Raw genomic sequence first — 17,513 nt, forward strand, 5'->3', positions numbered from 1 at the left:
GGGGCTGGAAGAACGGCGTCGCCCAAATGTCCGTTGGTGCGGAAACCCTTGCGGCAAATTGCCGGATGGTTTCTGCCCCGAACATGATGGTTTCCGGCACGGGATAGCCGACGAGCCGCTCGACCTCGATCAACATCTCCATCGCGAGAAGCGAGTCTCCGCCGCTGGCGAAAAAATCATCGTCAACGGTCACGACCTCGTTCTTGAGCAGCCTGCGCCAGAGGGTCAGCAGCTCGGCTTCCAAATTCAACGGCCCGTTCGCGACGGGCGCCGGCATCGGCGCCTGGTGACCCCGTCGCCGGTCGGCCAACTCGCGCAGACGTCGCCGCTGAACCTTTCCCGTCACCCCCTTCGGCAGATGGTCGAGCGTCAGAATACGTCTCGGAATCTTGAACGAGGCCAACTCGCGTTGCAGGAACAGGCGAAGCTCCGCAGCGGTCGGCCGCGCTCCTCGATGAGGGACGATGGCGACTGCGACGTCCTCGCCCAGGCGCGGATGTGAGATCGCGAAAGCCGCAGCTTCGGCGATCGCCGAATGTCGCAATAGCGCGGCTTCGATCTCGGCAGGAGCAATCTTCTCACCGCCGCGATTGATCAGCTCGCTCAGGCGGCCGTGCAGCGAAAGGAAGCCGTCTTCGTCGAGGCTGCCGATATCGCCGGTGCGAAACCAACCCTTCGTGAAAGCGGCTTGATTGAGTTCCGACGCATCGAGATAGCCCGACGTCACGGTCGGTCCACGAATCCAGATCTCTCCATGCTCGCCGGCTGCCAGGGGATGTCCATCCTCACCAACGATGGCCACGGTATCGGGCCAGGGTCTCCCGCAGGTGCCCTGCCTGTTCGGACCGGGCGGGAGCTGGTTGGCGGCGATCTGCGCCGCCTCGCTGGAGCCGTAATGCTCCAGCACCGGCACGCCCAGAGCGTGTTGCAAGCCGTCCTGCACGGTCCTCGGCAGCGGCGCGCCGCCTGACATGGCGAACCGCAGGGTGTGCGCAGCCCGTGCATTCTCGAGGCTCTGCGCCTTGTCCAGCACCGTGGCGTGAAGCGTAGGGCCTGCCGAGTACCAGGTCGGCCGCAGGACATCGAACCACTCATCGAGTGCGACGATGGCACTGTTCGCCGGGATGGCAATGCTGCCTCCCGTCAGCAACGGCGTGAAGACCGTCACTTTCAGCCCATGAGAATAATAGGGGGGCGACACGCTCAGGCATCGGTCCCGGGACGTGAGGCCGAACCAGGCCTGAAGGCGTTCGGCCGCCGCCAGCATGTTGTCATGACTGAACGGAATGAGCTTGGGCTGCGCGGTCGTGCCCGACGTCTGCAGGATGAAGGCGGGGGAGTGCGGCTCCGGCTCGGCGTCGATGGCAGGGGAGGCGGCAATTTGCAAGTCGATCTCGAGCCCAAGCTGGCCCTGTCCGACGGGAGCGGCTTCTATGATGGCAAGTGTTCTGCGGGCTGCGGCCTGGCGAGCTTCAGAAGCACTGCCCTGCAGCACGACGAGGGCGCTCAGGTTCAGCATGTCGAGACGCTGCTCGATTTCAGGCTGGGAGAGCCGTGGATCGAGGGGCACCGCGACGGTACAGCAGGCGACCGCCACGATGGCGAGAACCGCCTCCGGGCCGTTCGGCATCAAGACCCCGATCCGGGTATCGCAGTCGAATCCGGCCAAGCGCAGCCGCCGGCGGAATGCATTCAACTGGCGTTCAAGACCGCTGTATGTCAGAGGCTCGAAAGCGCTCGAGACGATCGCCGGCTGGTTCGGAAACCGACTGGCAGTTCGACCGATGACCTGGCCTATTGTGAATCGGGCTTCCGACTCCCCACGGTCGCGCGCGCAGACGGTCTCGGAACACGTGGTGGCGGCAGGCGTTTCGTTGTCCAGAAGCATTCCGTCCTACCTTGAACAACGTAAGTCGGCGCACAACCATAGCGCGCCGTTCCCGAAGATGCCTTGCTGTACAGCAGGTGAAGGCAGCAATTAGGGATTAGCCAAGAGTCGGTGCGTCATCTTGCCATCCTGCCGATTGCGAGCATTGGTGGGTGGTGACGTCACCAGGCAGCGGCGCTACTTGAGCTTGGCGATGAGAGCAGTTGTCTCGCTCGCGCAAGACGCAGACGGCTTTCGCCACCTACGCGCCGCGATAGCCATTCGGGTTCTTCATCTGAAAATGCCAATGGTCGGCACACATCTGTGTCAGGGATCGCTTTGATGTCCAGCCCAACAGGTTCTTCGCGAGAGTTGGATCGGCATAGCAGATTGCGACGTCACCGACCCTGCGTTGGTCGATCACATACGGAACCGGCCGGCCACTCACTTCCTTGAATGTCTGGATCACGTCCATGACGCTACTGCCGCTTCCTGTTCCGAGATTGACAGTCAGAAGGCCGGGCTGCCTCAGTTGGCTCAGGGCGCTCAGATGTCCGGATGCAAGATCGACAACGTGAATGTAGTCACGGATCCCGGTGCCGTCCGGCGTATCATAGTCGTTTCCCCAAACATGCACCTTCGGACGCCGTCCGATCGCCACTTGTGCGACAATCGGCAGCAGATTGTTCGGCACATCCAGAGGATCTTCTCCGATCAGTCCGCTTTCGTGGGCGCCAACCGGATTGAAGTAGCGCAAGATGGCAATCCGCCAATCCTTGTCGGACCCATGAAGATCCTTCAGGATTTCTTCGATGAAGTATTTTGTGCGGCCGTACGGATTGATCGGTGCGACGGGATGCTTCTCGTCCAGCGGCAGGTACGCGGGTGTCCCGTAAACGGTTGCGGATGAACTGAAGACCAGCGTCTTGACGGCTGCTCGCGTCATGGCCGACACGAGCCGCATCGTTCCCACGACGTTGTTGTCGTAATAGGTCATGGGTTGAGCGCTGGACTCGCCCACCGCCTTGAGGCCGGCGAGATGAATGACCGCGGTCACGTCGTGGGCGCGCAGGATCTGGTAGATCGCCTCTTCATTGCGGATATCGGCATGCCGGAAAATGACCGATCGTCCGCAGATGGTCCGTATCCGTTCGAGGGAGGTGCTGTTGCTGTTGGAAAGATTGTCGACCGCGACGACATCGAGCCCGGCGTCGAGTAGCGCGACAGCGATATGGGATCCGATATAGCCGGCACCGCCGGTCAACAAGATCATTTCCGCTTCCGTTTCGCGTCTGCGTGGTCAATGCTCGCCGCGCGCGGGAAATCATCCCGCGCGGTGATGCCGATGCGCCAGACCGGACGAGTCTCGGCTATTTTCGCAGTCGGATCGCCCCGTCGACTTTTGAGCTCATGTCCTTGCGGGTATGGCCGTTGGCGAGGGAGGCTTCAAAGTAGTTCTCCGCATGGTCGATCGCGCCAAGTGGCACCGGCCGACCCGCTCTCGCGATCTTGGAAATTTCCCGGCCAGGCGGGAGAAGCCGCTCGGTTACGTCGACGACCTGATGCGCCGAACTGCTGTTTCTCGACCAAGCCGCAGATCGATGGTTCAATCCCCAGATTGCTGCCTGCGTTCTGTTTTGAACCCGGATCTTGCGAAGGATCGCCTTGATGTGAACCTTCACCGTGGCTTCGGCAATCTTGATCTTGCGTGCAATGCACTTGTTGGAATCGCCCTCGATCAAGCACTGAACGATTGAAACTTCCCGCGGCGAAAGTTGCTGAGCCAACGTGTCATCTGCCGTTGCGACGGCGCGATCGTCATCGTTGGGTACAGGGGGATCATCCACGTCGCGTTTCTCGCTATCGAGAGCGGACGTCAAGAATGCCGGCGGGAAGACCGTCCCACCCATCATGACGAGTTCGATGGACTTGATGAACGCGTCGCAGTTCATCACGTCGATGAAATACCCGGTGGCGCCGGCCCGGAATGCGGCAACCAGATCACTCAGATGAAAGTGATCCGCGACAACTGCCACACGTGCATCCGCGCAACGGCGCTTGAACGAGCCGATCTGCTCGACCGTCGAGCGGAAATCATCGCCGCTATGAACGATGAGGAACAATGCCTGACTGGCGGGGACGTTCTGAATCGCCTCGTCGCTCGGCCAATCATCGGCATCGTCTATTGAAGCTAGGACAAAATTCTCCGAATTTAGAATTCTTGCAAGGCCTTCTTTGCGAAGACTATTTTCACCAACCAGCGCAATGGCAAAAGGATATCGTCGTCTCATGGAAACTCTCCCGGACGCTACAATGATACAAGCGGTTGAAGGGTTGAACCCGGTTCATTTTTGGTGGCCGCCCAGCTAAAAAGAACGACGTAAAAACAAGCTTCCTCAGATTTGGTCGCCTGAACAAACCTGGGACGAAAAGCGCTTAAGCCCACTCTCAAAATATTTAAGAATGTTAGATGCTAATCCCCAATATCCCTATATACCGTTAGTTATAGGCATTTGGGGGCCGCCGACTTGGCGAGGGCGACCTCCCGGTCCTGGCCGACGGACGCTCGCTTGGGGTGCGTCAGGTTACCGCCGCGATTATACGTTGTGAGACCATCTTCGTTGTGGCGCTCCAGGCAGTAAATTCACGGGATCAAGCGAAAACAAAACCTTACTAGGATGTCTCATATTAGAGTAACTTATTGATGACGTGGGCGCCGATCTGAACTGGAGGGGGACTGAGGGTTGATCGGAAATGCATTTCAGTCGTGTTGTAATTGCCAGTAGATATCCAGTCGTTTTATTGGGTCTGAACTGCCTGCTCGAAGCAGAGCGTGATTTCAAAGTTGTTGCGCGCTGCAACGATATTGCGAGCTGCTTCAAGGCAATGCAGACCCTTGCGCCCGACATCGCCATTTTGGACATGTCGATGCCCGACATTTTTGGGCAGGCCATGCTCGAGGTCGCAAATTCCGGGGCGCTTGGCGTGCGGCTGGTGTTTCTTGCCGCCTCGGTTGAGGATCGCGATCTCGCCATGCTCGCAGCAGCCGGAGCTTGCGGTGTTCTTCTGAGCGAGGAGGAGCCTGAGACTCTCTTGCAGACGTTGCGGCAAGTCGCCGACGGCCAGAAGACGTTGCCTCCGCCCTCGTACGAAGAAGCCATCCCCTATGCGCAAACGACGATCCCGGAGAAATATCTTGCGGTGCTGACGGACCGCGAGCGTCAGATCATGCGTTTGGTGTCGGAGGGCTTGTCGAACAAGGAGATTGGCCGCCGTCTGAAGGTGGCCGACGGTACCATCAAGGTTCATCTGCACCACATCTTCCGCAAGCTCGAGATCAGCAACAGGACCGTCCTTGCTACGCTGGCCGTCTCATATTCCGGGCCGACCGGCGTTCCATCCACCGAATAGCGGCGACGGCCCGGCATTTTTTCATCGAGCTTCGCGCGAGATGATCATCCCTGCTAGATCAACGGGCTGCCTGTACGCCTGGAGATTACAGCAAACGAGCGTCTCAAGGCAGTTGCGATGAAAACGCCTGCACAGCAGCCGGCGCCTTTGACGAGCATGTCCTTCACGTATCCATGTCTGTCGGGGAGCAGTCTTTGGATGAGCTCGAAGCCGACGACGATGGCCAGCAGGACGAGCAGTATCGGCAGCACGTGCTTCGGATAGGCGAGCGAAAAGGCGACCCCGATAACGAACAGAGCAGCGAAACGATCGATGTTCGCCGATACCAACGTGTGCGGACGCAATGCCAGCGGTGTATCGGTGACGATGAAGAGGCCCAGGATTAAACCCCAAGCCAAGCATCGGAATACGGTTTGCGTCGTCCCTTGTGGGTCGGCAAGAACGGAGCAGCTTGGTTTCATCATTCGCATTCGCAACTACTCTCCAGGCGCGGCCGTTTTAAAAGATGGATCGTCGGTTCACGATAGGGTCTGCGGATCACCATGGTGGGCTAGGTTTTGCCAAGCCACTGGCCAATGTCCCTGGATCCGATGACCCGTTTTGGCCGGTACGGGTTGATCGTTCCAGCCGAAAGTCTCTCGATGCGCTGGTCCTCCGCCAGTTTCCTTGTGAACTGCTTCGCATCCTGTTCGGATACGAATGTCGCAGTCCTTCGTGCGTGCCGGTCGGGCGGAGCATCGCGTTGATCAACGAAGGAGACGTACCAGATGTGCCTTGCTGTCATGCGGGACCTCCGAGGTCAGGTCTAGGCGCGAAAACACATTCGAGACACCAGGCGGTGATATCTGAAAGCGGATCGGCAGAAAGCTCTTCTCCATGATGCAGTGGTGATTGGTTTCTGCGCGCCGAAGCAAGCCGGCGGCTGGTCCGTCCACAATGGACTGGAATTACAGCTTTCGCTCAGCGTGTCTCCGGGGCTTTCAGAGTACTCCTCCTGGACATCAAGCTCGCACCCTTCGTTCCATCGCGAAGTTTCAGGATGGCCGCGAGGCGCCCCAGGCGAGCGCTGCGTCGCTGCCATTCATACCGCAATGGAAAACTGGAGGACGAACAGTGACTGGCCGCCCGGTTCGGGGCTGTCGCTGATTTCGACATGCCAGCGAAGATGACGCAAGAATGGCTCCGTCACGTCGTGCTTGAGTATCTCGCCGCTCAGTTCAATCGCCGTCGTCCGTGCGGCGAGAATGTCGGGAAGATCCAGGCCGACATCATCGAGCACTGAATGGCCGCCGTGGATATGAAAAAAATACCGCGGCATTGGTGTCTCCGGATGAGGCGAACATTCCGACGACTGCGCGAGCTCTACGCATCAGGATGGTGTCATCGCACCACGGTGAGGCGGACAGCAAGCCGCTATTCTAGGAGGGCGGATCATCATTGTTGAGTACCCCGACATGGACCCGCTTCATCATCGGTTCGGAAGGTCGCGCGACGCATCGGGTCGATCGCAGGGCCACCGCATTTGGGATGAACCGATTCTTCCGCGCCGTCATGCCCGGGACAAGCCCGGACGCGCCGAGCTCTCTCGAATGGTCAAGAAAGCGTGCGGCGATACCCGACGCCCGAAGCTGACGAGCAGCAGTCCACGACGGCCCCTGGTGCTCGCGCGGCGCGCAGCGATCAATTGTTTGTGCGGTGCGGCAATACCAATATTGCAATGCAATAATGGCTGACTAACTCTGCTTCTCACGTGCTATTGAGGAGCCTTCCGTGATCAAGATTTCCCTCTCCGTCCTTGCCGCCGCTCTCGCGATCGCGAGCGCAACCGCCGTCTCCGCCGCGGAGCTTCCGACCTACGAGGCCGCGGGCCTGCCGATCTCGGCGGTGCAGGCCGGCGTGATTGGCGCGGCCAACGCCCGCGAGCAGGCGCCCGTTGCGACGACGTCGGCGACGCCGCATCAGCTCAGCGTTCTGACGCCCCGCAACAAGATGACGACCGCGCGGGCCGCTGCCCGCACCGACCGTTCGGTCCACTGACTGGCATAGCGCTTCCCGGGAGGCCCGCGACGAAGTCGCGGGTCTTCCTTGGCCGAATCCTCACAGTCCAAAATAGATCGCGCTCAGCAGAGTCCGACGCGAGTTCGTTCGGCTCGTCGCCGCGAAGTGGTGCCTGGCGGCGGACAGCAGCCTCTCTTTCAGTGGCTCATGGGCAAGCCGCGCACCCCAGCATGCAAGTGATCTGAGCAAATGGGTCGTCCGGCGAAAGGACGATCAGCTTGCAGGCTTCGAGACAACGAATGCATGCGTCGCTCGCGTGCGTTGCCTTGCCGGTGCTGTCCAGGGCGGGGGCGACCTTCCGCGAAAGCGAGACAATCGCGGTGTTGAGCCCGTCGGTCAGTGCTGCAAAGACTTTTCCCTCAGGCGAGGTCGGCTCCGCGAGCCTGATGCCCACCCTGATGTAAGCGCCCTGTGCCGCCTTGCCGGGCAATTCCTTGATATTCTCGATCAGGCCCCGTGGAATCGATATCCAGGTGTCCGGGGCCAGGTCAGACGCGAACTCGACAATGTTCTGGGATTTGGCGTCTCTTGTGAAGCCTGTCACATACGTGGACATAGAGTTCTCCTCCTGCACAAGTCGTCCGCGCAATTCAACCTCATCGCTTGTGAGTTGCATGTGAAGCACCTTACACCGCCAATAATTATTGGAGCGGCTTTCGCGGCCTGCCAAACACGCGACCGTGCAGCGAAGAACGCCGCCGCCAAGGGGGTGTCTGGCGGCGGATGACACGCCTCACGCCGCTGGCGCAAACTCCTGCAGGTGCGGCTTGATTGCGGCGTCGACCTCGTGATTGGCAGCTGCGAGCCAAGGCATCTTCTGTCATGGCAGGGCTGGCAGCTTGCAGGCTCGGCACTGGAAATCGTCGCCGCGCTCGTCGGTGCGAACTTCGAATTCCTCCGAGACCCGAACAATTCGGTTGCGAAGCGGGGCGACTTCGGAAAGCTCGGCGTGGCCCGTGCGGCGGCATTTCGGGCACCGCAGGATCTCAATCCAGCTGGAGTGGGTCATGATGTGGTCTGCGAACGCTTGTGAAATGATAACCCCGTCCGGCGCGAAGAAAAATTGATCCAGCTCAAAAGCGCTGCCTTATCGCCTCCAATTCCACGCCTGTTCAAACGCCAAAGCGCGTTTCGAGGCCCCGGGGGCGAGCACCGTCCAAATCGGTGAAAACCCTGACCGCGTTAACCTTTGATTAACCATGCGGTCCGATTGTTAACCATTCGACAAGACAACCGAGTCAGGGGCGATGGACGCAACTCAACAGGTCGCACGTCAGCAGGTCCGCATGCGCGGCCGTTCCTATGTTGCGTTCGTTTTCTCGCCGGTCGTGCCCGTGGTGTCCTGGCTGGCCGAGATCGACGCGACGCTGGCGAAGTCGCCGGGCTTCTTTACCGGCAAGCCCATCGTGCTCGACCTCTCGGCGGTCGATCTCAGCCAGACCGCGATCGCGCATCTGATCGGCAGCCTCGCCGAACGCAACATCCGCATCCTCGGCATCGAGGGCGTCGACGAAGCGAAGCTCGACGCCAACATGCCGCCGCTTCTGACCGGCGGCCGGGCCTGCGCGATCACCCATGTCGAGCCGCAGAAGCCGCAGGTGCAGGAAAAAACCAAGGACAAGGACAAGACCAAGTTGCCGTCGCTGCTGCTGGAAAGCCCGGTCCGTTCCGGCCAGTCGATCGTGTTTGCCGAGGGCGACGTCACCGTGCTCGGCTCGGTCGGCTCCGGCGCCGAGATCGTCGCCGGCGGCTCGATCCATGTCTACGGCACGCTGCGCGGCCGCGCGATGGCCGGCATCAACGGCAATTCGGCGGCCCGCATCTTCTGCCAGAGGATCGAGGCCGAGCTGCTCGCAATCGACGGCTACTACCAGACCGCGGAAGAAATCGCCGACAGCTTGCGCAACCGGCCCGCCCAGGCGTGGCTCGAGGGCGAAATGCTGCGCATCACACCATTGAACTGACCGACCACAAGGAGAGAGAGAATGGCCAAGGTTTTGGTCGTGACGTCTGGGAAGGGCGGGGTCGGCAAAACGACCTCAACCGCCGCGCTCGGCGCGGCGCTCGCGCAAATGGGTCAGAACGTCGTCGTCATCGATTTCGACGTCGGCCTGCGCAACCTCGATCTGGTGATGGGCGCGGAGCGGCGGGTGGTGTTCGACCTCATCAACGTGGTGCAGGGCGTCGCCAAGCTGCCGCAGGCGCTGATCCGCGACAAGCGGCTGGAGAATCTCTGGCTGCTGCCGGCGTCGCAGACCCGCGACAAGGACGCGCTGACCGAAGAGGGCGTCAAGCGCGTGATCGCCGACCTCAAGACCAAGTTCGACTGGATCCTGTGCGACAGCCCGGCCGGCATCGAGCGCGGCGCGACGCTCGCGATGCGCTACGCCGACGAGGCCATCATCGTCACCAATCCGGAAGTGTCGTCGGTGCGCGACTCCGATCGCATCATCGGCATGCTCGATTCCAAGACCGTCCGCGCCGAGCGCGGCGAGCGCGTCGAGAAGCATCTTCTGGTCACCCGTTATGATGCCGGCCGCGCGGCGCGCGGCGAGATGCTGTCGATCGACGATATCCTGGAAATCCTTGCGACCCCCTTGCTCGGCATCGTTCCGGAAAGCCAGGACGTGCTGCGCGCCTCCAATGTCGGTTGCCCGGTCACGCTGAACGCAGCAAGCAGCGCGCCGGCGCGGGCCTACACCGACGCGGTGCGCCGCCTGATGGGCGAGGCGGTGGAGATGACCGTGCCGGTTCAACGCAAGGGGCTGATGGATCGGCTACTGCGACGGAGGGCGGCATGATGAACGTAATGCGGCTGTTCGGCGGCCGCGCCGCATCGGCGCCCGTCGCGCGGGAGCGGTTGCAGATCCTGCTTTCGCATGAGCGTGGCCGGACCGGCGCGCCGGACCTTCTGGAGACGCTCCGCTCGGAAATCCTGGGCGTGGTTTCCAAGCATATCGACGTCGACCCCGACAAGGTCGTGGTCAAGATGGATCGCGGCAAGTTCGTCTCGATGCTCGAGGTCGACATCGAGGTTCCCAATGGCGTGCAACGATCAAAGATGGTGGCGGCCACATGACGGCAGATAGCGATAGTCACATTGCCTGGCAGCGCGCGCAGCTCAAGAAGCTGCGGGCGGCGTTGAAGGCGATCGAGGCCGATCAGCTCGGCAAGGCCAATTGCGGCCGCGCGACGCAGATGACGATCGACGAGTTGCAGCGCAAGATCGGCGAGTCGGGCCGCTGCATCGCCGAGTACGAGCGCCGCACCCGTCGTCCGCTGGCGACGGACCTCGGCAGCCTCGCCAGCGTCAGCTGGACGCACTGGAACGCCAACATGCCGATGGCCAAGGCGCCGCGCCACCGCGCATGAGGACATAGGCGAACGGGCGCTGACCTACAGCAAGAAGGACAGCGCCGTCTCGCAACTATCCTCGATCTTGAGGGTGAGCAGCTCGTCGGCGCGGGTGCGGCCGAGATTGACGGCGGCAATCGGCAGGCCGCGCTGCTCTGCCATCCGGACGAAGCGAAAGCCGGAATAGACCATCAGCGAGGAGCCGACCACCAGCACGGCGTCGGCCTGCTCGAGATGCGCCTGCGCCGAGGCGACCGTGTCGCGCGGCACGTTCTCGCCGAAGAACACCACATCGGGCTTCAGCACGCCGCCGCAGGCCTCGCAGGCCGGCACCACGAACGACGAAAAATCCTGCTCGAGATCGGCATCGCCGTCGGGGGCGTCGGCGGCATCGAGCGTGAGCCAGGCGGGGTTCAGTCGCGTCAGCTCGTCCTGGAATTGTTCGCGCGGCATCGTCGCGCCGCAGCCGAGGCAGCGCACCACGTCTAATCGGCCGTGAAGGTCGATCACGCGCCGGCTGCCGGCGGCCTGATGCAGGCGGTCGACATTCTGGGTCAGCAGCAGCTCGCAGCGTCCCTGCTGTTCGAGCCTGGCCAGCGCGCGATGTGCGCCATTCGGCGCGGCACGGCCGAACCGCCGCCAGCCGACCATGCTGCGCGCCCAATAGCGCTGCCGCGTCGCCGCCTCGCCCAAGAACGCCTGGATGGTGACCGGGCGCGTCCGCTTCCAGTTGCCGTCGCTGTCGCGGTAATCGGGAATGCCGGAATTGGTGCTGCAGCCGGCCCCGGTCAGGACAAACAGGCGCTGGTGCCGATCGATGAAATCACGCAGGGCGGGGTGTTGCATGGCAGCACATCTAGTGCGGCGCGCACGTCTGCGCCAGATGTGGGGCCTGCCGCGAGCGGACCTTTCACGCGGCCTCTGCGTTGACGACATGGCACCACGAGACGTGGTGCTGCGCGCGCCTGCTTTGTTGGGTTGGCGCAATTGCCGACGGAGTGATCGATGCGGCCGGGATCCATCGTCGTCGTTTGCGGGCTGATGTCGCTGGCGTTGTCGCCGTCCCATGGTCAGGATGCCGGCGCGTCCGGCGAGCAGGCGTTCAACAACTCCTGCCGCACCTGCCACACGGTCAAGGACGGCGACAACCGCGTCGGCCCGAACCTGCACAATGTCGTCGGCCGCAAGGCCGGATCGGTTGCGAACTTTCCTTATTCGGAGGCGATGAAATCATCCGACATCGTCTGGGATGAGAGCGCGCTGCTGCGCTTCATCGAGGATCCCGAGGCCGTGGTGTCGGGTAACGGCATGAAGCCGTATACCGGCGTGCGCTCGGCGGAGGATCGCGCCAGGATCGTGGCGTTCCTGAAATCCCCCGGCAAGTGACTGCTGGCGGAAGGCCGGTCTCACCTTGCCGGCACGACGAAGACCTGGCCGGGATAGATCAAATTGGGATTGCGGATTTGCTGCGAGTTGGCCCGATAGATCACGGCATAGCGCTGTCCGGCGCCGAATGCGCGTTGGCTGATCCGCCACAGGCTGTCGCCGCGGGCGACGGTGGTCGTCGTGATCTTCGGCACGATCACGGCGGAGGGGGACTTCACATCGGATGCGGTGGCGGTTGCCGCTGCGGCGAGCTGCGGTTTGGCCGTCTCCGCACGGCCGGAGGAGGTTGGCGATGCCGGGATCGATGCGGTCGTCATCGTGTCCGGAACGTTGAACGGCACCTCGGCACGCGCGCGGACCTTGCCGGAGCTGGGATCGACGTCGTCAAGCCGCACCTGATAGTTGCCGGCGGTCACGCCCTTGTTGATCGTGACCGAGAGGTGCCCCCCCTCGTCGGCTGTGGCAGACGTGATCAAGCTGCCGTTGAGATAGAGCCTGACGGTCGCGCCGGGAGCTGCCTGACCGCTCACATGGAGCTTGCCGTCCGGTTCGGTCTCGACGGCCTCGATGGCCACTTTCCCGGCCGCTGCAGTGGCCGCAGGTTGCGACAGCACGCGGACCGGCTTGTCCGGTGCCATCAGCGCCACCATCGGCCGCTCCCTTGTCGCAGCCTCGAGCGCCACCGCCACGCTTTGCTTGGAGGTCACCTGCTTGCCGTCGCGCGTCATGCGCAGGGTCAGGTCATAGTTTCCCGGCGGAAGCGGGCGCGGGACCATGACGAACTGGCCGGATTTGTCCGCCACGGCGCGATCATGCACCTCGCCGTTGCGCAGCAATTCCACCGTGGTGCCCGGGAGCGCCCGGCCGGCGACAACGGTCTCGCCGGTCGGTTCGATGTTGACGACGTCGAACTCCGGCACCGCGTCGCCGCCTGGTGCTGGCGGCGGCGCTGCCAGCGCTTCGGCCAGGGCCGCGGTCTCGCTTTGCGCCTTTGCCAGCGCAGTCTTGTCCTGGCTTCGCGCCGGAGCCGCTGGCGCGGATGGTGCCGTCGCCGTCAAGGGCGTGTTCCCGCCCAGGATTTGCTGGGTTTGGCGGATGCCGAAGACGAGCGCCGCCGTGCCGCCGGCGGCAAGTGCCAGCAACGGTATGACCAGTCGAATCGCCGTGGCGTTCATGATGTCATCCGCGGATGAATGCCCCCCGCGCGTCCGCGCGCGACAGGGAAGAGACTGCGCCGGTTTGCGCTGGCCATCAAGTCGGATGAAAGGATTACTTCTCCCGGACGCGAGGTTGGCTGGGGGCAGCTCCCGGCATCGATGCCTGCAAGTTGTGAAGCGAGACCGCTGCCGCTCGTGGGATATGTCTTGCGCAAGCCAATCACTGGCAAGGGGCGGACTATGCAGGCAGCCGATCTCGTCGTCGGGTTTTCGTTACGGATCAGGGCCGCGCTGGGCGCGCTCGTCCTGCTCGCATCGGTTGGTTTCGGCGCGGCCCATGGGCAAGGCATCGAGCCGGTCTGGCCGACGGCTCAGTGGGAAACCTCTACGCCGGAGCAGCAGGGCATGGATTCGGTGGCGCTGGCAAAACTGGTGGCGAGCGGCACCTCGCGCAGTTTCGACAGCCTGCTGGTGACGCGCCACGGCCGCATCGTGCTCGACGCCTATTACGCGCCATTCACCGCCGACATGCCGCACGCGATCAACTCCTCCACCAAGGCGGTGGTCTCGACGCTGCTGGCGATCGCCTACAAGGATGGTCTGCTGGATCGTCTCGATCATCCCATGCTGGATTTCTTTTCCGATCGCAGCATCGCCAATGTCGACGAGCGCAAGAAGGCCATCACGGTCCAGCATCTGCTCAACATGACATCGGGCCTCGACTGGGACGAAGGGTTTGAAGGTGGCCGGGAGCAGTCGCTTCGCGACATGGGAAGGAGCCCGGACTGGGTCCAGTTCATTTTGGACCGGCCGATGGCGCATGCGCCGGGCGAGGTCTTCTACTACAACAGTGGCGGCTCGCATTTGCTGTCTGCGATCGTCAGCAAGCTCACCGGCAAGAGCACCGCCGACTATGCCGAGGAGCGGCTGTTCGGCCCGCTCGGCATCGCCCGGCCGTTCTGGCGGCGGGATCCGCAAAGGTTGCCGATCGGCGGCTTCGGCCTGGCGATGCGGCCGCGGGACATGGCGAAGATCGGCTATCTCTATCTGCGCAATGGTGCGTGGGCCGGCAAGCAGTTGCTGCCGGCGGACTTTCTCGATGCCGTCAACCATGCAAGCATCGACATGAATTCGCGGTTCGATCCGTCGCGGCGCTACGCCAATCAGTTCTGGGCCATCCCCGACAAGCACGTCTACATGACGGTCGGCTATCACTGCCAGGTGATCATGGTGTTGCCGGAGCGGGATATCGTCGCCGTCATGACGGCGAGCAATTTCTGTTCGTTCGGCAAGCTGGCCGACGAGATCTCCGGAGCGATCAAGTCCGAGCAGGCTTTGCCGGCCGATACGGCCGCGGCCGAACAATTGGCAAAGGCGATCGCCGACGTCTCCACGGAGAAGCCGACACAGGTCGGTGCGACGCCCGCGACTGCATCCGCGATCTCGGGCCGGACCTACAAATTCCCCGACAATGACCTGGGTATCAAGACGCTGACGCTGTTCCTTGCCGATGAGAATCCGCGCTACGTCGTGGAGACCAACGCGGGTGATCCTGCGCGGCGCCATTTCGACGGACCGATCGGTCTCGGCGGCCTCTATCGCAAGAGTGCCACCAGTTTCCTCGGTGTTCGCGCCGTCAAGGGCGCGTGGAAGGATCAGCAGACCTTTGTCGTCGACCTCCAGTATGTCGGGCTCGGCGACGCCTGGACCTGGACGCTCACCTACGACGGCGACAAGGTCGCGCTGCGCGGCAAGGCGAGGGACGGACGCGAGGGGGCAGCGGAAGGGGTGGCCGGCGGCTGAACCGACGACAACTCGCCTGCGTTCGTTCAAAACTCCAGCGCCGCATTGTCCACCACCTCCTTCATGACGAAGAAGGTGCGGGTCTGCCGCACGCCGGGCAGCGCGATCAGCTGATCGCCATGGATGCGCTTGAAGTCATCGACGTCGCCGGCGCGGATCTTGAGGAAGTAGTCGAAATCGCCGGCGACGAGGTGGCAGTCGAGCACGCATTTGAGCTTCGCCACCGCCTGCTCGAAGCTCGCAAAGCTTTCCGGCGTGGAGCGATCGAGCACCACGCCGACCATGACCAGCGTGCCCTTGCCGAGCTTGCGCGGCGCTACCATGGCGCGGACGCCGCTGAGATAACCCTCGTCGAACAGCGCCTGCGTCCGGCGATGGCAGGTGGCGGGGCTGACGCCGACCTGTTCGGCCAGCTCGGCATTGCTGAATCGGCCGTTCTTCTGCAGCAATCTCAACATCTTGAGGTCGATGCGGTCGAGTCGGGCGGGCATGGAAGAATCTCTCACCATTGGCGAATTTTGTGAGAGAAAACATATCGTCTGGGCCAAATCCAGCAATTCTTAAGAAATTCGCGAGCTGAGTTAGAGAGCACCTTTCGCGCCAGGGGTGATAGCTGTGGCCACCATTCCAGACCACCAAAGAGGATGCCAGCATGCTGGAGAAGTTCGCGCGCTATCCGCTCACATTCGGGCCGACCGCCATCGAGAAGCTCGATCGGCTGTCAAAGCATCTCGGCGGCAAGGTCGAGCTCTATGCCAAGCGCGAGGATTGCAATTCCGGACTCGCCTATGGCGGCAACAAGCTGCGCAAGCTCGAATACATCATCCCCGACGCGATCGCCTCCAACGCCGACACGCTGGTCTCGATCGGCGGCGTGCAGTCGAACCACACCCGCATGGTCGCGGCGGTCGCGGCCAAGATCGGCATGAAGTGCCGGCTGGTGCAGGAGAGCTGGGTGCCGCATGAGGACGCGGTCTATGATCGCGTCGGCAACATCCTGCTCTCGCGCGTCATGGGCGCCGATGTGCGGCTGGTCGACGAGGGCTTCGACATCGGCATCCGCAAGAGCTGGGAGCAGGCGATCGAGGAAGTGAAGGCGGCGGGCGGCAAGCCCTACGCGATTCCGGCCGGTGCCTCCGTGCACAAATATGGCGGGCTCGGTTATGTCGGCTTCGCCGAAGAGGTGCGCGCGCAAGAGCGCCAGCTCGGCGTCAAATTCGACTACATCATCGTCTGCACGGTGACCGGCTCGACCCATGCCGGCATGCTGGTCGGCTTCGCCGCCGACGGGCGCGCGCGCAACGTGATCGGCATCGACGGCTCGTTCACGCCCGCGCAGACCAAGGCGCAGGTGCTGTCGATCGCGCAGAACACCGCAAAGCTGGTCGAGCTCGGCCGCGACATCGTCGAGGATGATGTCGTGCTGATCGAGGACTACGCCTATCCCGCCTACGGCGTACCGTCGGAAGAGACCAAGGAGGCGATCCGCCTCAGCGCGCGGCTGGAGGGCATGATCACCGACCCCGTCTATGAAGGGAAGTCGATGCAGGGCATGATCGATCTGGTGCAGAAGGGCTTTTTCCCGGCCGGATCGAAGGTGCTCTACGCCCATCTCGGCGGCGCGCCGGCGCTCAACGGCTATGCCTACGCGTTCAGGAACGGCTGAGGTAGGACGGGGCTTCTGATCTCGTGGCTTCGTAGCCCGCATGAAGCGCAGTGCAATCCGGGTAGATCTCTCGGCGGCGCGAGATTCCCGGATTTCGCTGCGTCCAGCCGGGCTACGCATCTCTCACCTCCCCTTGAAAAAGGGGAGGTCGCTTTGCTCGTGAGAGCAAAGCGGGGGGATCTACTTGCAACGTCGCCTGCGGCTGCGCTCCATCCCGGCTACGTTCCATGTCCTACGTCAGGTCCGCGTCAGCTTCGACCGGTATTTTTGCCGGGCCGGGCGAGTTGGGAGACCATCGCGTGAGGATGAACGCATTCGGCCGAGCCGCCGCCGCGCTCGGCGTTGGCATCGTCGCCGTAGGGCACTGGTTCTGGGTCTACCAGGGCCAGGGTGCTGCGCCGCATGCCCGGCTGCTGGCGATGAATCACGCAGTCGAGCTCTATGCCGGCATTTTCCTGATCGGCGTCGGCGTCCATGCCCTCGCATCCTGGTACTGGTTCAGCGAACCAAATCCGCCGGCGCGCTCCTCGGTTGGGGAGCCGCAATAGCGTCCGCCTTCGCCGCGAACCGGAAGTGTCCCCGATTGAGATACTGTCCCGGTTAGGACACTCGCTGCAAGGAACCAGGACGCCTGCAATCGGTTACAGAATCTCGATCCCTTTTCGTCGGAGGGGCGGTTCGATGCGATTGCATTCTGAGCGGATAGATGGTGTGGAGATTGCCTTCGCCAGCGTTTTGGCAATGTCGTTCATCGGGCTTCTTGCCAGCATAGCGTGGCTTCTGTTCGCGTGAACGTGCGACCTTGCCATCG

The 17,513-nt window shown here is 62.5% G+C and carries 20 protein-coding genes; 11 read left to right on the top strand and 9 right to left on the bottom strand.

What is annotated here, in order from left to right; translation table 11 throughout:
* The 3 genes from E2I15_RS32390 to E2I15_RS32400 all read right to left on the bottom strand — a co-directional run.
* Positions 1 to 1,888, bottom strand: a 1,888-nt coding sequence (locus tag E2I15_RS32390) for a non-ribosomal peptide synthetase (protein ID WP_246729465.1), incomplete at its 3' end; no start/stop codon positions are given.
* A 241-nt stretch (positions 1,889 to 2,129) separates the two neighbouring features.
* On the bottom strand, positions 2,130 to 3,140 hold the full coding sequence (galE, locus tag E2I15_RS32395) for a UDP-glucose 4-epimerase GalE (RefSeq protein WP_137482543.1): 1,011 nt from the start codon (positions 3,138 to 3,140) through the stop codon (positions 2,130 to 2,132).
* A gap of 97 nt (positions 3,141 to 3,237) precedes the next feature.
* A complete protein-coding gene (locus E2I15_RS32400; RefSeq protein WP_137482542.1) occupies positions 3,238 to 4,158 on the bottom strand; it encodes a LuxR C-terminal-related transcriptional regulator in 921 nt (306 codons plus the stop codon).
* Between the two features lie 463 nt (positions 4,159 to 4,621).
* On the opposite strand from E2I15_RS32400, the gene E2I15_RS32405 reads away from it, so the two are divergent.
* Complete coding sequence (locus tag E2I15_RS32405) at positions 4,622 to 5,278, top strand: LuxR C-terminal-related transcriptional regulator (RefSeq protein ID WP_246668314.1); 657 nt, start codon at positions 4,622 to 4,624, stop codon at positions 5,276 to 5,278.
* A gap of 53 nt (positions 5,279 to 5,331) precedes the next feature.
* Here E2I15_RS32405 and E2I15_RS32410 read toward each other — a convergent pair whose 3' ends face one another.
* Positions 5,332 to 5,748, bottom strand: a complete 417-nt coding sequence (locus tag E2I15_RS32410) for a VanZ family protein (protein ID WP_137482541.1) — start codon at positions 5,746 to 5,748, stop codon at positions 5,332 to 5,334.
* 611 nt (positions 5,749 to 6,359) lie between these two features.
* Positions 6,360 to 6,596, bottom strand: a complete 237-nt coding sequence (locus E2I15_RS32415) for a DUF6894 family protein (RefSeq protein WP_016847160.1) — start codon at positions 6,594 to 6,596, stop codon at positions 6,360 to 6,362.
* Between the two features lie 452 nt (positions 6,597 to 7,048).
* On the opposite strand from E2I15_RS32415, the gene E2I15_RS32420 reads away from it, so the two are divergent.
* The gene (locus E2I15_RS32420; protein ID WP_137482539.1) at positions 7,049 to 7,315 is read left to right on the top strand and encodes a hypothetical protein; all 267 of its coding nucleotides are present in this window, start codon (positions 7,049 to 7,051) and stop codon (positions 7,313 to 7,315) included.
* A 166-nt stretch (positions 7,316 to 7,481) separates the two neighbouring features.
* Here E2I15_RS32420 and E2I15_RS32425 read toward each other — a convergent pair whose 3' ends face one another.
* The gene (locus E2I15_RS32425) at positions 7,482 to 7,892 is read right to left on the bottom strand and encodes a hypothetical protein (RefSeq protein WP_137482538.1); all 411 of its coding nucleotides are present in this window, start codon (positions 7,890 to 7,892) and stop codon (positions 7,482 to 7,484) included.
* A gap of 231 nt (positions 7,893 to 8,123) precedes the next feature.
* On the opposite strand from E2I15_RS32425, the gene E2I15_RS32430 reads away from it, so the two are divergent.
* From E2I15_RS32430 to E2I15_RS32450, 5 genes are all read left to right on the top strand, one after another.
* Complete coding sequence (locus E2I15_RS32430) at positions 8,124 to 8,369, top strand: hypothetical protein (protein WP_137482537.1); 246 nt, start codon at positions 8,124 to 8,126, stop codon at positions 8,367 to 8,369.
* A 214-nt stretch (positions 8,370 to 8,583) separates the two neighbouring features.
* On the top strand, positions 8,584 to 9,300 hold the full coding sequence (gene minC, locus E2I15_RS32435) for a septum site-determining protein MinC (RefSeq protein ID WP_137482536.1): 717 nt from the start codon (positions 8,584 to 8,586) through the stop codon (positions 9,298 to 9,300).
* A gap of 21 nt (positions 9,301 to 9,321) precedes the next feature.
* Positions 9,322 to 10,137 (top strand): septum site-determining protein MinD, encoded by an 816-nt coding sequence (gene minD, locus E2I15_RS32440; RefSeq protein ID WP_137482535.1) that lies wholly within the window; start codon positions 9,322 to 9,324, stop codon positions 10,135 to 10,137.
* Entirely contained in the window at positions 10,137 to 10,415 is a 279-nt protein-coding gene (minE, locus tag E2I15_RS32445; protein WP_170991728.1) for a cell division topological specificity factor MinE, read from the top strand. The genes minD and minE overlap by 1 nt, the downstream gene beginning before the upstream one ends.
* Positions 10,412 to 10,708, top strand: a complete 297-nt coding sequence (locus E2I15_RS32450) for a hypothetical protein (protein WP_016842303.1) — start codon at positions 10,412 to 10,414, stop codon at positions 10,706 to 10,708. Before minE ends, E2I15_RS32450 begins: the two co-directional genes overlap by 4 nt.
* Positions 10,709 to 10,732: 24 nt before the next feature.
* On the opposite strand, the gene E2I15_RS32455 is transcribed toward E2I15_RS32450, so the two are convergent.
* The gene (locus E2I15_RS32455; protein ID WP_349629428.1) at positions 10,733 to 11,758 is read right to left on the bottom strand and encodes an NAD-dependent protein deacetylase; all 1,026 of its coding nucleotides are present in this window, start codon (positions 11,756 to 11,758) and stop codon (positions 10,733 to 10,735) included.
* On the opposite strand from E2I15_RS32455, the gene E2I15_RS32460 reads away from it, so the two are divergent.
* Positions 11,696 to 12,076, top strand: coding sequence for a c-type cytochrome (locus E2I15_RS32460; RefSeq protein ID WP_246668313.1), 381 nt, complete (start codon positions 11,696 to 11,698; stop codon positions 12,074 to 12,076). The genes E2I15_RS32455 and E2I15_RS32460 overlap by 63 nt on opposite strands.
* A gap of 20 nt (positions 12,077 to 12,096) precedes the next feature.
* Here E2I15_RS32460 and E2I15_RS32465 read toward each other — a convergent pair whose 3' ends face one another.
* Positions 12,097 to 13,251: a LysM peptidoglycan-binding domain-containing protein gene (locus E2I15_RS32465; RefSeq protein ID WP_137482532.1), complete on the bottom strand. Its 1,155-nt coding sequence runs from the start codon at positions 13,249 to 13,251 to the stop codon at positions 12,097 to 12,099.
* Between the two features lie 222 nt (positions 13,252 to 13,473).
* On the opposite strand from E2I15_RS32465, the gene E2I15_RS32470 reads away from it, so the two are divergent.
* Positions 13,474 to 15,036: a serine hydrolase domain-containing protein gene (locus E2I15_RS32470; protein ID WP_137482531.1), complete on the top strand. Its 1,563-nt coding sequence runs from the start codon at positions 13,474 to 13,476 to the stop codon at positions 15,034 to 15,036.
* A 26-nt stretch (positions 15,037 to 15,062) separates the two neighbouring features.
* Here the strand turns inward: E2I15_RS32470 and E2I15_RS32475 are convergent, their stop codons facing one another.
* Entirely contained in the window at positions 15,063 to 15,527 is a 465-nt protein-coding gene (locus E2I15_RS32475; RefSeq protein WP_137482530.1) for an Lrp/AsnC family transcriptional regulator, read from the bottom strand.
* Positions 15,528 to 15,688: 161 nt separating this feature from the next.
* Between E2I15_RS32475 and E2I15_RS32480 the strand changes: the two genes are divergently transcribed.
* Complete coding sequence (locus tag E2I15_RS32480; protein WP_028335255.1) at positions 15,689 to 16,702, top strand: 1-aminocyclopropane-1-carboxylate deaminase; 1,014 nt, start codon at positions 15,689 to 15,691, stop codon at positions 16,700 to 16,702.
* Between the two features lie 305 nt (positions 16,703 to 17,007).
* The gene (locus E2I15_RS32485; protein ID WP_137482574.1) at positions 17,008 to 17,250 is read left to right on the top strand and encodes a hypothetical protein; all 243 of its coding nucleotides are present in this window, start codon (positions 17,008 to 17,010) and stop codon (positions 17,248 to 17,250) included.
* Positions 17,251 to 17,513: the final 263 nt, after the last annotated feature.

Origin of the sequence: Bradyrhizobium sp. BR2003 (genome assembly GCF_009720285.1) — a bacterium.
GTDB lineage: Bacteria > Pseudomonadota > Alphaproteobacteria > Rhizobiales > Xanthobacteraceae > Bradyrhizobium > Bradyrhizobium elkanii.

Coding starts and splice junctions, on each gene's coding strand:
- minE (WP_170991728.1), top strand. CDS start 10,137: ATGAACGTAATGCGGCTGTTCGGCGGCCGCGCCGCATCGGCGCCCGTC.
- E2I15_RS32475 (WP_137482530.1), bottom strand. CDS start 15,527: ATGCCCGCCCGACTCGACCGCATCGACCTCAAGATGTTGAGATTGCTG.
- E2I15_RS32485 (WP_137482574.1), top strand. CDS start 17,008: ATGAACGCATTCGGCCGAGCCGCCGCCGCGCTCGGCGTTGGCATCGTC.
- E2I15_RS32425 (WP_137482538.1), bottom strand. CDS start 7,892: ATGTCCACGTATGTGACAGGCTTCACAAGAGACGCCAAATCCCAGAAC.
- E2I15_RS32460 (WP_246668313.1), top strand. CDS start 11,696: ATGCGGCCGGGATCCATCGTCGTCGTTTGCGGGCTGATGTCGCTGGCG.
- E2I15_RS32415 (WP_016847160.1), bottom strand. CDS start 6,596: ATGCCGCGGTATTTTTTTCATATCCACGGCGGCCATTCAGTGCTCGAT.
- E2I15_RS32455 (WP_349629428.1), bottom strand. CDS start 11,758: ATGGGACGGCGACAACGCCAGCGACATCAGCCCGCAAACGACGACGAT.
- E2I15_RS32470 (WP_137482531.1), top strand. CDS start 13,474: ATGCAGGCAGCCGATCTCGTCGTCGGGTTTTCGTTACGGATCAGGGCC.
- minD (WP_137482535.1), top strand. CDS start 9,322: ATGGCCAAGGTTTTGGTCGTGACGTCTGGGAAGGGCGGGGTCGGCAAA.
- E2I15_RS32450 (WP_016842303.1), top strand. CDS start 10,412: ATGACGGCAGATAGCGATAGTCACATTGCCTGGCAGCGCGCGCAGCTC.
- E2I15_RS32465 (WP_137482532.1), bottom strand. CDS start 13,251: ATGAACGCCACGGCGATTCGACTGGTCATACCGTTGCTGGCACTTGCC.
- galE (WP_137482543.1), bottom strand. CDS start 3,140: ATGATCTTGTTGACCGGCGGTGCCGGCTATATCGGATCCCATATCGCT.
- E2I15_RS32410 (WP_137482541.1), bottom strand. CDS start 5,748: ATGCGAATGATGAAACCAAGCTGCTCCGTTCTTGCCGACCCACAAGGG.
- E2I15_RS32400 (WP_137482542.1), bottom strand. CDS start 4,158: ATGAGACGACGATATCCTTTTGCCATTGCGCTGGTTGGTGAAAATAGT.
- E2I15_RS32480 (WP_028335255.1), top strand. CDS start 15,689: ATGCTGGAGAAGTTCGCGCGCTATCCGCTCACATTCGGGCCGACCGCC.
- E2I15_RS32405 (WP_246668314.1), top strand. CDS start 4,622: ATGCATTTCAGTCGTGTTGTAATTGCCAGTAGATATCCAGTCGTTTTA.
- minC (WP_137482536.1), top strand. CDS start 8,584: ATGGACGCAACTCAACAGGTCGCACGTCAGCAGGTCCGCATGCGCGGC.